This is a genomic window from Aquitalea aquatilis, assembly GCF_005155025.1.
GTDB classification, from domain to species: domain Bacteria; phylum Pseudomonadota; class Gammaproteobacteria; order Burkholderiales; family Chromobacteriaceae; genus Aquitalea; species Aquitalea aquatilis.
This window is the reverse complement of sequence record NZ_CP039731.1, coordinates 3,785,977-3,800,066: the sequence shown is the minus strand read 5'-3', so window position 1 is coordinate 3,800,066 and position 14,090 is coordinate 3,785,977. Positions and strand designations below refer to the sequence as shown.

The 14,090-nt window shown below is 52.0% G+C and carries 7 protein-coding genes and 1 pseudogene; 6 read left to right on the top strand and 2 right to left on the bottom strand.

All coding sequences use genetic code 11. The features are described 5' to 3' along the window. Positions 1-22 precede the first annotated feature (22 nt). Together FAZ30_RS17700 and FAZ30_RS17695 are read left to right on the top strand one after the other, a co-directional pair. Positions 23-2,023: a methyl-accepting chemotaxis protein gene (locus FAZ30_RS17700; protein WP_137009945.1), complete on the top strand. Its 2,001-nt coding sequence runs from the start codon at positions 23-25 to the stop codon at positions 2,021-2,023. Positions 2,024-2,163: 140 nt separating this feature from the next. Further along, positions 2,164-3,783, top strand: coding sequence for a methyl-accepting chemotaxis protein (locus FAZ30_RS17695; protein WP_168190875.1), 1,620 nt, complete (start codon positions 2,164-2,166; stop codon positions 3,781-3,783). Between the two features lie 88 nt (positions 3,784-3,871). Here the strand turns inward: FAZ30_RS17695 and FAZ30_RS17690 are convergent, their stop codons facing one another. Then, a complete protein-coding gene (locus FAZ30_RS17690; RefSeq protein ID WP_137009943.1) occupies positions 3,872-4,708 on the bottom strand; it encodes an ABC transporter substrate-binding protein in 837 nt (278 codons plus the stop codon). Between the two features lie 661 nt (positions 4,709-5,369). On the opposite strand from FAZ30_RS17690, the gene FAZ30_RS17685 reads away from it, so the two are divergent. Continuing rightward, complete coding sequence (locus FAZ30_RS17685; protein ID WP_137009942.1) at positions 5,370-6,536, top strand: FIST N-terminal domain-containing protein; 1,167 nt, start codon at positions 5,370-5,372, stop codon at positions 6,534-6,536. After that, entirely contained in the window at positions 6,533-9,217 is a 2,685-nt protein-coding gene (locus FAZ30_RS17680; protein WP_137009941.1) for a sensor domain-containing protein, read from the top strand. Before FAZ30_RS17685 ends, FAZ30_RS17680 begins: the two co-directional genes overlap by 4 nt. A gap of 19 nt (positions 9,218-9,236) precedes the next feature. Here the strand turns inward: FAZ30_RS17680 and FAZ30_RS17675 are convergent. Beyond that, positions 9,237-10,315: pseudogene (locus FAZ30_RS17675) on the bottom strand (IS3 family transposase). A gap of 193 nt (positions 10,316-10,508) precedes the next feature. On the opposite strand from FAZ30_RS17675, the gene FAZ30_RS17670 reads away from it, so the two are divergent. Both FAZ30_RS17670 and FAZ30_RS17665 read left to right on the top strand, forming a co-directional pair. Beyond that, positions 10,509-12,662 (top strand): type I secretion system permease/ATPase, encoded by a 2,154-nt coding sequence (locus FAZ30_RS17670; protein WP_137009940.1) that lies wholly within the window; start codon positions 10,509-10,511, stop codon positions 12,660-12,662. 6 nt (positions 12,663-12,668) lie between these two features. Continuing rightward, entirely contained in the window at positions 12,669-14,090 is a 1,422-nt protein-coding gene (locus FAZ30_RS17665) for an HlyD family type I secretion periplasmic adaptor subunit (RefSeq protein ID WP_137009939.1), read from the top strand.

Below are 14,090 nucleotides of genomic sequence, written 5' to 3'. Positions count from 1 at the left end.
TGGCACTAGCTGGGAATAATTCATGTCGGTGAGAAAGACGATGATCTGGGGAGCGCTGCTGGTGGCCTTGTTGCTGCTGACCGGTAGTGTAATTTCGTTGTGGACCAATACCCTGCAAAGAAAGGCGGATGACCAGGTCCAGGTCTATAGCCAGGCCAGCCTGATCTTCAAGGAAACCCGCTACAACATCGTGCAAATCCAGCAATTTTTGACTGATGCCGCCGCCACCGGCGAGGGGGCCGACGATTACCGGGATGCCGAAAGCAACCGCCAGCAAGCCATGCAGAACCTGGATACCCTGCACAAACTGCTGCCGGAGCAGGCCGAGGCCGTCAGCCAGCTCAAGCCGCTGGTGCAGGGGCTGCACCAGACTGGTGTGCGCATGGCGGAAGTCTATATTCATCAGGGCAGGGATGCCGGCAATGCCATCATGAAAGCCAAGGGCAGCGGTTTTGACGACTCCACCGAGGCGATCAACCAGCATCTGGACAAGCTGGCCGCGACTCTGGTGCAGAAAAGCCGGGAAACGAGCAGCGCCAAGGAAAAAATCATCGACAACGCGCTGCTGGTCAATGCCCTGATCGCCATTCTGACCATCCTGAGCGTTCTGTTGGTCAGCCGCCTGCAGTATCGCCGGCTGATCAAGACGCTGGGTGGCGAGCCCGCTTATGCTGCAAGCATCGCCGGCGCCATTGCCGGCGGCAACCTTGGGGTGCAGATCGTTGACAAGTCCGGCGATGCGAACAGCCTGCTGGCCAGCATGCGGGAGATGACCGCGCAACTGACCCTGCATATGCGCCAGATTGACTTGGGGACCAAGCAGGTTGCGCAGTCTTCCTATCAGATATCCGATATTTCAGATCATATCTCCGATACAACGCAGGCAGAGCAGGATCATTCTGCCGAGGTGCGCCTGGCAACATCGGATCTGGCGCAGACTGCCGGGCAAGTCCTGCAAATGGCGCTGCAGGTTGGGGAAAATGCCGACAAGGCAAGGCAGAGTGCGCATCAGGGCATGGGGGCGATGCGGGATAACATCCGGGAAATGGGCATGGGTGTGGCGCAGGCGCAGGCGCAGGACGCGGAAACCAAGATCCTGGCGCTGGGCGAGGCCAATCAGAAAATACAGCTGATCACCCAGACCATTGCCGGCATTACCGAGAAGACCAATCTGCTGGCCCTGAACGCCGCGATCGAGGCGGCGCGTGCCGGCGAACATGGCCGTGGCTTTGCGGTGGTGGCCGACGAGGTTCGCAAGCTGGCGCAAGATGCGGCCCGCTCCACCGGTGAAATTACCCAGATTATCGCCAGCCTCGGCCAGTTGATTCAGGAAAATACCGTGTCGGTGCAAGGCATCATCAGCCGTACCCACCTGGGAATGGAAAGGGCCGAGCAGGCCCGTGCCACCATTGGCAGCCTGGTGGCCGACATTGAAGGCAATGTGGATGTGGCCAAGCTGATCGGCCAGGCCAGCCAGGAGCAGATGCTCCGTATCGACAGCATGCGCGCGCAGCTGGAAGTCCTGTTGAATACCATGAGCGAGAATGCCTACAAGATGCATACCACCAGTGTCATCAGCCAGGTGCTGTATCAGGCCTCGACCAGTTTGCGCAACATCATGGAGCAATTCCAGTTTGATCAGAGCGTCATGGTGCAGCCGGCGGAGAATGAAAACCGGAAGCTGCCACGCCTGCAGCAGCACATCCTGGTGCAGGTAAAGCATGGCGCGCAGTGGCGGGATGCGATTACCGAGGACTTCAGTCTGTCCGGCTTGCGCCTACGCCTGCCGGTGGCGCTGGGCCTGTCGCAGGGTAGTCGTATGCAGCTGCTGATCCTGATGCCGTACGACCGTATTGAGGAGTATCGCTCCCAGGCCCCGCTGGAGATGGAGGCCCGGGTGATGTGGGTGCAGACCAAAGATTCTGGTGAGGCGTACGGTCTGGAGTTCATCACACGGGGAGCCAAACAACAGGCGGCATTGAAATCTTGCTTTGCCTTCTTCAAGCAGAGCGCGACCTTCTAATTACGCTGCCGCTATTGTCTGTCGTATGTGATGTTTAGTCTCCTTATTTTGGTACCTGATGATGACGTAGTAGTCCTTGCTTTCAGCATGAAATGGTGAATACTGGTAAGTATAAAATTTTGTTCTGCAAAGGAAGCGTGATGACGATTATCAAGAAACTACTTATTACTCTTGGCATTGCTATGCTTGGTCTGCTCGCTATTGGCAGCCTTGGTATTTATGAGCTGAGGTCATCTACTCAATTATTTGCAGATCAAATTGATAATTTTATCCCAAGTGTAAAAGATCTAAATGATGCGACTTACGCCTTCATGGACGTGCGAGGCGCAATTATAAAGGGTGCTAGTTCTACAGATTTGGGGGTTAGGAAGGCTGCCGCAGAGGAGGCTGAGTCCGCATTCAGAAAGTTAGATGATGCGCTCGCAAGCTATGAGAAAAATGATATTTCGAATGATCAAGATCGCGCCCTACTAAATGATGATCGTGCCAAGATCGGCGTTTATCATGAGGCGTCAAAGAAATATTTTTCATTGTTGGTTACTGGGCATGATGATGAGGAAGCAAAGAAACTGGTGACTGGAGTGATGGCAGAAACGGCAGGTATTTTCAGAAAAGCGCTGATTGATCATATTGACAACAACGTTAAACTAACAAATGCTACGCTTGAAGAAAACAAGAAATCTGTTTCAACTTCAACAGTTCAGACAGTTGTTGTGATTCTTGCCGTATTATTCGTTGTTGCTTGTATGGGTTTTACCCTGTTTCGTACCATTCAAAGCGGCCTGACCAGTATTCGTAACACCTTGCAAACGGTGAGCACTTCACTTGATTTTACCCAGCGTGCCCATGTAGAGAACAAGGATGAGATCAGTCAGACTGCAGAGGCTTTCAATGCGCTACTGGATGGACTGCAAAGGAATATGAAGTCTATCCTTGTGGGAGCAAATGAAGTTGCCAGCTCCTCGCAGAGCTTGTCTCAAGCCGCAACTCAGGTTGCTACCGCAGCTGACTCACAAAGTGCTTCATCGGCTAGTATGGCTGCGACCATTGAGCAAATGACGGTTAGTGTCAATCATGTCGCTGAGCGTGCAGAGGAATCACGAAACCTGGCGCAAAGTGCAGGTGACCTCGCAATTAATGGTTCCCAGACAATCTCTCAAACCATTCAGGATATCCGCGAAATTTCGCATGCAGTTGATCATGCGGCGAGCAGTATCCGTGAACTGGACACGTACAGTGCTCAAGTAGATACCATTGTTGGTGTGATCAAGGACATTGCAGACCAAACTAACCTGCTAGCACTGAATGCAGCCATTGAAGCAGCACGGGCTGGTGAGATGGGGAGGGGGTTTGCTGTGGTGGCTGATGAGGTGCGTCAGTTGGCAGAGCGAACGTCTAGTTCGACTCAGGAGATTTCTGGAACCATAAACGCTATGCGTGATCGGTCCCGGCAAGCCTCAGGACAGATGCACGGTGCGGAAGAGTTGGTGCGTAATGGGGTGTCGCGTGCTGATCATGCTGACCAAGCGATCAGGCAAATTGGTGACGCTACTGGAAACACGGTACACATGGTTTCAGAAATATCTGGTGCGATCAAAGAGCAGGGTAATGCGACCAACAATATTGCGGCACAGGTGGAGCGCATTGCACAGATGACAGAGGAGTCATCTGCGGCAGCGCAGGAGGCAGCCAGTAGTGCACAACGGCTGGCTGAGCTGGCACAGCAGCAGATTGCTACGTTACGTCATTACAAGCTTTGAATCACGGCTTGAGTATTTCCCTGGGCAGAATGGGTTTTATTGGTTTGGCCAGGGAGATGAGTGTCGCATTGAGACGCTGGTTCGATTTCTATCGCGGCTGATACCACCATGGGGACTTAGGTGGTAACAGATTAACGGTATCCTCCGGCGGCAGAGTCAATTCAATAGTGTGCCGTTTTATCAGATTTGCCTTGCGAAGTAGTGGATCGAAATGCGAATGGAATAGCTTGTCGAAGCTGCCGTCAGCCTGTGCTCTGGTCAGCCCGATTCGGATATCTTCTGCCAAGGCTGGTTTGCTGGGGGTAACAAAAAAATATTCGGCAGCAGGGTAGTGCAACACCAGGAATGGTTCGATAGTCAAGTTGAGCTGGGGCCACTGATTCACTTCGGACCACGCCTCAGTGATACCACGTGGGAAATAGTCGAAACGGCTATTGGCTAGCATGGAAAACAGCGAAGCATAATCTCCACCTGCGATCACGGGCAGGCCATTGTGTCGCAGGATACTGTAATCAGGCCAATCGTGTTCTTGTCCTGCCGTGAAGTAGCGTAACGCTTGTAATGAATCGATACGAGCAAACTGTGATGCCTTGTCTTTTCGTACGAGTGCAATTCTCCATCCCAATAGTCCACGGTCTATAGGAAAGCGAACCGGCAGCAGCATTGCTTCGCGTTCGCGCGTGGTCATACTCCATAGCACATCAATACCTCCTGCGGGCTTCATTGCTTGTGCAATCGAGCGCCCTTGCAGCATTTCTGACTTGATGGCCGCCAACTGGTAAGCATGCCCACTCTTGTCTAGTGCCAATTGCAGTGCTGCGCGAAAGAAGCTTTTGTTCGGGTCTGGGTAGTCTGGAAACCGTACGGTTTCTATTGCTATGGCAAGTGGAGCCCAGCTTGTGCTGATCAAGATAAGGCCCGCCATTGTGCATATTGCGGCCCAGCGTCTTAGGCACGTGTTGCCCATGCGTAGGCGGGAGGCTCCTAGTGGGGCTGTTGTCGGTTTGTCAGTCAAACAATACCCCTTTTCGGCATCAGGAAGATCGGTGTTGGTGTGTCTGCCTTGTATTTCCTCTTGGCATCACGGTATCAACTGCTATAGTGATAAAGCTGCCCCTTGCAGCACCAGCCTGAGATGTCTCATCTCATTAGCCGCCCACGTGGCGGTTTTTCTTTTTGGGCATGGGGTAACAAAATCCAATGCAATGTGGATTTCTACAGCTATAGTAAAGCATCAAGTGTCCACTTGGTGATGTAACCGTAGGCGAGCGAGCATATTTTCAGGCACCCAATCCATCCTCCGGTGGCTTGGGTGTTCTTTTATTGAGCCCTGAGATGTTCATTTCGGCAGGAAACTGGCGACTTGCTGCAGATCTAGCCAACGTGCCACCAATGCCTACTAGTAGGTACTGGCAATGGAAATTGTCACTTGCAGGCCAAGCAACAGCTAGGTAGTCAAAGGACTGATGGCTGCATCCTTGTCTGCGTTGTTGACTAGCGCTAGTGCTTGGCCAACGACTAGTTGTGACATGGCGATGTGGTAGTAGAAGAAAGCTGAAATTTGCACATTAATATTGAGGCAAACAATGCAAACCATTAAGCCAGATGAAAATACCAAGCACATAAATAAATCCTGGAGCAATTCGCCAGATCCTGTAGCTGCACTGGAACATATTGCGTGCTCTATCATGCATGCGGATGTAGTGCTGGTTATTTTGTATATTTCGACGCAGTATGATTTGGATGTGGTGTCTCGGGAAATTGAACGAAATTTTGCCGGATGTTGTGTGATTGGCTGTACCTCTGCAGGGGAAATTGGCCCTGGTGGCTGTCATGACAATTCGATTGTTGGCATTTCCTTTCACCGAGAAATGATGGATTTCGAGGTTGACATCATTCGTGATGTATCAAAATCCGATTATACGGCTAACCATAAAATGGCCTTTTCGCTGAAAAACAAACTGCGTCACAGGCTGCCACATGTGTCGGCTGAAAATACTTTTTCGATCATGTTGATTGATGGAATCTCTTCTAGCGAAGAGCATGTGGCAAAGGCGTTTTACGAAGGCCTGGGTGGTATTGCCCTGGTCGGTGGCTCGGCAGGAGACGATCTGCATTTCAAGTCCACTTTTATCTACTTCAATGGAAGATTCGAGCAAGATGCGGCAGTCTTGTTGCTGGTGACGACTCCCTTCATCTTCGAGGTATTTAAAACTCAGCATTTCATTAGTAATGAACGCAAGCTTGTGGTGACTGATACTGCACCGAAATCACGGATTGTTTACGAAATAAACGGCTTCCCAGCCTCTGCTGAGTACGCCAGAGCCATGGGTATTGACGACAAAACGCTCTCTCCCTTCTCCTTTGCCAATTATCCCGTGGTAGTCAAGATTGGAGGGGGGGAGTTTGTCCGTTCGATACGAAACGTCAACAGTGATGGTTCGTTGACATTTTTCTGTGCCATTGACAATGGAATTGTTTTCGAGCTGGCCACTGGAAGTGATCTTGTCAAGGTAACAAGAGAGTCGTTTGAAAGAATCGAACAACGAATCGGTAGTGTCAGCTTGATATTTGGTTTTGACTGCGTGCTAAGGGGTGTGGAAGTCCGGCAGAAGGCTTTGCAGCAGGAGGTTAGCTGCTTGATGGAACAGTATAGGGTTTTTGGCTTTGGTACTTATGGTGAGCAATACATGGGGATTCACGTCAATCAAACCTTTACCGGTGTTGCAATCAGCAGCAGGAGGCGGCCATGATGGATATGCTAGATATCCGGTGCGAGCTTGATGACAATGCTGGCTTGCTGGAAGAAATACAGCGCCGGAACAAGATTATCAATGCGCTGATGTATCAGGTCGAGAGTAATGTCAACGCCAAAAATACCGATTATAAATTATTTCAGAGTACGTATTTGCTTGAGGAGCAGGTAAAAGAGAGGACAGAGGCCTTACGTAATTCTGTTGAATTTATCGAGTTATTCATGGAAAATGCCCCGGTCGCTATTGTATTTATCAATGAAGGTAGGATTGTCAGGCATAATCATAAGTTTGTTGAAATTTTTCAGTATCCGGATGCAACGGAAAGTTCGCCTGGAATATTGTTTTCTTCACCGCAAGAATATGCTGATTTTCTGGATGAGGTAGCGACCCTGCAAGATGGTGGGAGGGCTTTCCATCGGGAGCTTTATTTGTATTCCAGAACACGTGAGGCCGTGTGGGTCAATGTGATCGGATACGCCACCCGTGCTCATGATGTTACACATGGCATGGTATGGATGTTGGAAGATCGGAGTCGCTTCAAAAATGCCGAGAACGAACTGCTCAGACATCATGAAATTCTTGAAGAAAAAGTACGCGCCAGGACGGTCGAGCTATCGCAGCAGCTGCATTTTGAAGAACAGCTAATTGATGCCATCCCCGGTCCTGTCTTTTACAAGGACAAGGACTTTCGTTACCTCGGTTGCAATAAAGCGTTCGAGGCCTATATCGGAATGACATCTGCCGAGCTGATCGGCAAGACACCTTATGATATCGCACCTAAAGAGCTGGCCGATTCCTATGTTGAGTCAGATATCCGCTTGTTCAAACATCCTGGCTCTGAAATCTATGAAAGCAAAGTTTTATATGCTGATGTTGGATATCGTGATGTAATTTTTCACAAGGCGACTTTTACCAATAAGGATGGAACGGTTGGTGGCTTGGTCGGCTTGATGCTGGATATTACTGACCGCAAGAAAATGGAAGATGACCTAAGGCAGGCGGCAACTTTTTTCGAAAGTAGTGCCGAAGGGGTAGTTATTACTGATAAAAATACAAAAATTATTGCAACTAATTCATCTTTTTCAAGAATTACTGGCTATTCTTCTCACGATGTAATTGGTAAGAGTATTGCTCTGCTTGAGTCCTCTCAGCATAATCAGGATTTTTATAAAAACATGTGGGACAAGATTATCCGAGAAGGCAAGTGGCAGGGAGAGGCTTGGGGGCGTCACAAAAGTGGTAACTTCTTTCCCGGCATTATGTCTTATAATACCGTTTTGGGCGATGATGGGGAAATCAGTAACTATGTTGCCACTATTCTTGATGCAACAGAAAAGAAAAGAAATGAAGAAGAAATTTTGCGTCTGTCCTTTTCTGACAAGCTGACCGGTCTGGCTAATCGGGAGCTGCTGATCGACCGCTTACACCATGCGATAAAGTCCTGCGTACAATCCGGGAAGATTGGTGCCCTGTATTTTATAGATCTGGATGGTTTCAAAGATATCAATGACACTTTAGGGCATGATATCGGTGACCTTTTATTACAGCAGACCGCACTGCGCTTGCGTGATTGCGTCAGGAGTAATGATACGGTAGCGCGTTTTGGTGGTGATGAGTTTGTCATTATGCAAGAGTTTTCCAGCTCGAGCATTTTCGATGCCACCCAGAGTGCCCGAAGTGCTGGTGAGAAGGTGCGTGAAGCAATTAGTGCTACATTGGATATCCGCAACGAGACATTAAGAATTACTCCCAGTATTGGAGTAACTTTGTTTGGTCTACATAACACCACTCCTGAGGAGTTACTCAAAGAAGCCGATTTGGCTATGTATCAAGCCAAAAGAATGGGCCGAGACGCACTCTGCTTTTATGATCCTGAAATGCAAAAAGCGGTATTGGAAAGGGTAGCGCTGGAAAGTGAGCTAAAAAATAGCATTGCCAATCGTGAACTGGTGATTTATTACCAGCCGCAGTGGAATAGTGCAGGGCGGATTATTGGGGCTGAAGCCCTGTTAAGATGGCAGCATTCTCGCCTGGGCATGATTTCACCCGCTAAATTCATACCTCTAGCAGAGGAAACGGGGTTTATCGTGCAAATGGGAAGTTGGGTGCTGGAGCAGGTATGCATGCAGCTGCGTCAGTGGCGTCTTGCCGGTGAAGCCGAAAGCATCTCGATTGCGGTTAATGTCAGTGCACAGCAAATGCGGCAGGAAAATTTTGTCGAGCATGTCAAAGCCATTCTGGATGAACATGAATGTGATGGTATGAACCTGAAGCTCGAAATTACTGAAAGCCTATTTCTGGATGACCTTCCTGCTACCGTTGTAAAAATGTGTGCATTGAAAGCACTGGGTCTGAAATTCTCACTAGATGATTTCGGTTCTGGCTATTCTTCTCTCAACTACCTGAAGCGCCTGCCCATTGATCAGCTGAAAATTGATCAGTCCTTTGTCAAGGAAATCCTCAGTGACCCAAATGATGCAGCCATTGCCAAAACGATTGTGGCACTTGCAGATACCATGGGGTTTGAAGTCATTGCTGAGGGGGTGGAAACCCGGGCGCAGCTTGATTTCCTGCAAAGCATTCACTGTGATCTGTATCAGGGCTACCTGCTGAGTCGTCCAGTGCCGGTTGATGCATTTGTTGAATTGCTTACGACACAAGCAAGCAGAATGCCGTAGATACGACATCCCTCCACTGTCAGTAACAGAGGGCTTTAAAGTCCGAGCTTAATTTACCTAATTTTTCTGTAAACGATTTGGCATAGACTGCCGGTGTCAAACCATCCAGTGCTTTCTTGGGCCTTTCGTTGTTGTATTCCCTACGCCAGGCTTCGATAACAACCTGGGCATGGTGCAGGCGAGTGAACCAGTGTTCGTTCAGGCACTCATCCCGGAAACGCACGTTGAAAGATTCGATATCAGTGCTCTGATTGGGCTTGCCCGGTTCGATGAGGAAGAGTTGACGCCTAGGTGAGCATGGCGCGACTGCAGAACTCCTTGCTGTTATCGGTCCGGATGGCTTTGGGCAAGCCACGTGTCTTCGCCACCTGATCGAAGGTGCGGGTCAGATGCTGACATCCCATCGCGTGTTCCGGAACAATGGTCACTGCCTCATGCATGGCATCATTGACCACCGTCAAATTCTTGATGATACGACCCTCTGCCGTCTGGTCGAGCACGAGGTCCATCGACTAGACCTGATTGGTGCCAAAGGGCGAGCCAGCGGGTGACGGTCTGCCAAGGGGATTTTCTTGCGCTTGCACAGTCGAATTTGCAAACCCACCTCGGCATAGAGTCGATCCAACCCGCGTGCGATGGACTACCATGCGCACTGCCGCAGCTTCAAATAGATCATGCGGGCTCCGTAGCGACGGTGCCATTGTGCGAGCGCAATGATCTGCACTTTCAAGGCAGCATTACGGTCGGTAGTGGGCTTGTAGCGAAATGAACAGGGGCTCATGCTGGCTAGATGTAGCGATCGACGCTCGCTGAGTCCTTTGCCCACCAGAGGGCGCACCAGCTCCCGCCGTGACGGTGCGCTTACCACTTATTTTGCAGAGCCTCTTTGGCAATTTTGTTCTCAAGCATGGTCTCTGCCAGCAGTTTCTTCAAGCGCGCATTCTCGGTCTCCAGCTTCTTGAGGCGCTTGTCCTCGGGGACATTCATACTGCCGAATTTGTTGCGTTAGAGGTAATGGCTGGCTTCCGAGGAAGTGTGCTTGCGGCACAACTCTGCAACAGGCATTCCCGCTTCCTCTTCGTGCAGAGCGCTGATGATCTGTTCTTCAGTGTGAGTGGATTGGACTCTAAGTCACGTGCCATTCAATGCGGGGGGCAATCATTTACTGCCATGTTGTTTTCATATCCTGATTATGACGAATTGTGTTCGATTTGTGACTGACATTACTTGACTGTCATAATGAGTGGAGTACCCTTCGCATTAATTGTTAATTAATGTTAAGAAACTTTACATGTCACACGTAGACCCGCCGCGTTTGAGTACTGAGTCTGACACGCAAACGGTGAGCGATACCGGCCTTATTGGCTTGGTACTGTTAGCGCAATTCCATGGTGTAGCCGCCGACCCTGCCCAGTTGATTCACCAGTATGGCCAGCGTGGGCAGCCTTTCACGGAATCGGATCTGCTGCTGGCCGCCAAGTCCTTGGAGCTCAGGGCCCGCATCATCCGCCAACCGCTAGATCGGTTGGCATATGCCGCGCTGCCGGCTTTGGCATTGAGTCAAACCGGGGAGCATTTCATCATCGCGCGAGTGGATCAGGACAAAGTGCTGATCCACGACCTGAAGCAAGGCAAGCCGGTGGTGCTGGATATGGCTGGTCTGGCAGAACGCTATAGCGGTCGTTTGCTGGTGGTGGCCTCACGTGCTTCCGTCGCCGCCAGTCTGGCCCGCTTTGACTTCACCTGGTTTGTGCCGGCTGTCATCAAATACCGCAAGCTGCTGCTGGAAGTGCTGGGGGTGTCTTTCATCCTGCAGTTGTTTGCCTTGATCACCCCCTTGTTCTTCCAGGTGGTGATGGACAAGGTGCTGGTGCACCGGGGCTTTACCACACTGGATGTGATTGCTGTCGGGCTGCTGGTGATTTCCCTGTTCGACATCATCCTGTCCACCCTGCGCAATTATGTGTTTTCCCACACCACCAATCGTATCGATGTGGAGCTGGGCGCACGCTTGTTCCGGCATTTGCTGACGCTGCCCTTGTCCTACTTCGAGGCGCGGCGGGTAGGGGATACGGTAGCGCGGGTGCGCGAGCTGGAGAACATCCGTAACTTCCTGACAGGCCAGGCACTGACTAGTGTGTTGGACCTGCTGTTCTCCTTTGTCTTCCTGGCGGTGATGTTTTACTACAGTGGCTGGTTGACGCTGATTGTCATCGTGTCGCTGCCTTGCTATGCCTTGTGGTCGGCATCGCTGACACCGGTACTGCGCCGGCGGCTGGACGAGAAGTTCGCCCGTGGGGCGGATAACCAGTCATTTCTGGTGGAGTCGGTCAGCGGCATCGGCACCATCAAGGCCATGGCGGTGGAACCACAGATGACCCGTCGCTGGGATCAGCAACTGGCGGCCTATGTCGCGGCTGGTTTCCGGGTAACCCGCCTGGCCAATATCGGCCAGCATGGCGTACAGCTCATTCAGAAACTGGTCACTGTCGCCACGCTGTGGCTGGGTGCACGGCTGGTGATTGCTGGTGATTTGTCCGTTGGCCAACTGGTGGCCTTCAATATGCTGGCCGGCCAGGTCGCCGCCCCGGTTATCCGGTTGGCGCAGCTGTGGCAGGACTTCCAGCAGGTCGGGATTTCGGTGGAGCGGCTGGGGGACATTCTCAATACCCGCACCGAACTGCCGGCCAGCCGCGCTGCTTTGCCACAAATTCAGGGGCGCATCAGCTTCGAAGATGTGGTGTTCCGTTACCGGCCAGATGGCCCGGAAATCCTCAAACAACTGTCGCTGGATATCCGTCCTGGTGAAACCGTCGGCATTGTCGGCCGTTCCGGCTCGGGCAAAAGCACGCTGACTAAATTGGTACAAAGGCTGTATGTGCCAGAGGGTGGGCGGGTACTGGTGGATGGCAATGACTTGGCGCTGGCTGACCCTGCCTGGTTGCGCCGGCAAATCGGCGTGGTACTGCAAGAAAACCTGCTGTTCAACCGCTCCATTCGCGACAACATCGCCCTGTCTGATCCCGGCATGCCGCTTGAAGGTGTGATTCAGGCTGCCAAGCTGGCAGGCGCGCACGACTTCATCATGGAACTGGCAGAAGGCTACGACACCATGGTGGGTGAGCATGGTGCCAGCCTTTCCGGTGGGCAACGCCAGCGCATCGCCATTGCCCGTGCCTTGGTCACCAATCCGCGCATCCTGATTCTGGACGAAGCGACCAGCGCACTGGATTACGAATCCGAACGTGCAGTCATGCAGAACATGCGCGCCATCTGCCAGAACCGTACCGTCATCATCATCGCCCACCGCCTGTCTACCGTGCGGGGGGCCCACCGCATCATTGCCATGGACAAAGGCAGGATTGTCGAGAGTGGCCAGCACGAAGAACTGCTGCGTAAACCCGATGGTTACTACGCCCATCTTCACAGTCTGCAGCAAGGATAAAACAGCATGAAACATCTACTGCAAGGTGCTGCCGACTTTATTCAACGCTACTGTCAGGCATTCCAGGTCAGTTGGTCGCTGCGCGATACGCTGGACCCGCCGCAGCGGCAGGAGCAGGAGCTTGCCTTTCTGCCTGCTCACCTGGAGTTGACCGATAGCCCGGTTTCGCCAGCGCCGCGCTGGAGCATGCGCATCATCGTGGCTTTGTTCCTCGTTGCCATGCTCTGGGCCTGCGTGGGGCAACTGGACGTGGTCGCCGTCGCCAACGGCAAAACCCTGGTGGGAGGGCGCACCAAAGTCGTCCAGCCGCTGGAAACCGCCGTGGTAAAGGCTATTTATGTCAAGGATGGCCAACATGTGAAGGCAGATCAGCTCCTGATCGAACTGGATGCCACCAGTGCCAGTGCTGATTACCAGAAAGCCGACGAAGCACTGGATGTCGCCAATCTGGCAGCCGCCCGTTATCAGTCCTTGCTGGTTGCGCTGCAAGCCGGCCAGTTGCCACAGCTGGGTAAGGTGGAAGGGGTGACCGAAACCCAAAGATTGGCTGAAGAAACACTGGCAGTCGGTCAATGGCAGGCATTTCAGGCCAAGCGGGAGGCGCTCAACGCCACCTTGCAACAACGCGAGGCCGAACTGAATACCACGCGCCAGCAGGTGGCCAAACTGGAAGCAACGGTAAAGATTGCCCAGGACCGGGAGAAGGACTACCAGGGTTTGCTGGCGGATAACTACATCTCCAAACACGCCTATCTGGAAAAAGAACAAAACCGTATCGAGCAACAGGGGGACTTGGCCACCCAGCGTAGCCGTCTGCGTGAAATCAGCGCCGCCATCGCCAATCAGCAAAAAGAGCTGAACTCGCTGACGGCAAACTTCAAGAGCGATGCTCTGGACAAGCTGCGCGCCGCACAGGACCAGATTACCCAGTCCGGCGAAGACACCAAGAAAACCGGTCAGCGCAAGGCCTTGACCCGCTTGACTGCACCGGTCACCGGCACCGTGCAGCAACTGGCGATCCATACCGTCGGCGGGGTGGTGAAAGAAGCGGAGGCCTTGATGGCGATTGTGCCGGACAACGAAACCCTGGAGGTCGAAGCACAGGTGGAAAACAAGGACATTGGCTTCGTCAAACCCGGGCAGAGTGCCACCATCAAGATAGAAAGCTTCCCCTATACCCGTTACGGCTATTTGCAAGGCACGGTGGAAAGTGTCAGCCACGATGCCATACAGGATGAAAAGAAAGGGCTGATTTATCAGGCCCGGGTGAAGTTGAAACAGACCCATCTGGATATCGATGGTACCCGGGTAAATCTGACCTCAGGCATGGTGGTGAGTACGGAAATAAAAACAGGCAAGCGCAGAGTGATCAGTTATTTCCTGAGCCCTTTACAGGAGTATGCGAGTGAGGGATTACGGGAGCGATAA

Coding starts and splice junctions, on each gene's coding strand:
- FAZ30_RS17700 (WP_137009945.1), top strand. CDS start 23: ATGTCGGTGAGAAAGACGATGATCTGGGGAGCGCTGCTGGTGGCCTTG.
- FAZ30_RS17695 (WP_168190875.1), top strand. CDS start 2,164: ATGACGATTATCAAGAAACTACTTATTACTCTTGGCATTGCTATGCTT.
- FAZ30_RS17690 (WP_137009943.1), bottom strand. CDS start 4,708: ATGGCGGGCCTTATCTTGATCAGCACAAGCTGGGCTCCACTTGCCATA.
- FAZ30_RS17685 (WP_137009942.1), top strand. CDS start 5,370: ATGCAAACCATTAAGCCAGATGAAAATACCAAGCACATAAATAAATCC.
- FAZ30_RS17680 (WP_137009941.1), top strand. CDS start 6,533: ATGATGGATATGCTAGATATCCGGTGCGAGCTTGATGACAATGCTGGC.
- FAZ30_RS17670 (WP_137009940.1), top strand. CDS start 10,509: ATGTCACACGTAGACCCGCCGCGTTTGAGTACTGAGTCTGACACGCAA.
- FAZ30_RS17665 (WP_137009939.1), top strand. CDS start 12,669: ATGAAACATCTACTGCAAGGTGCTGCCGACTTTATTCAACGCTACTGT.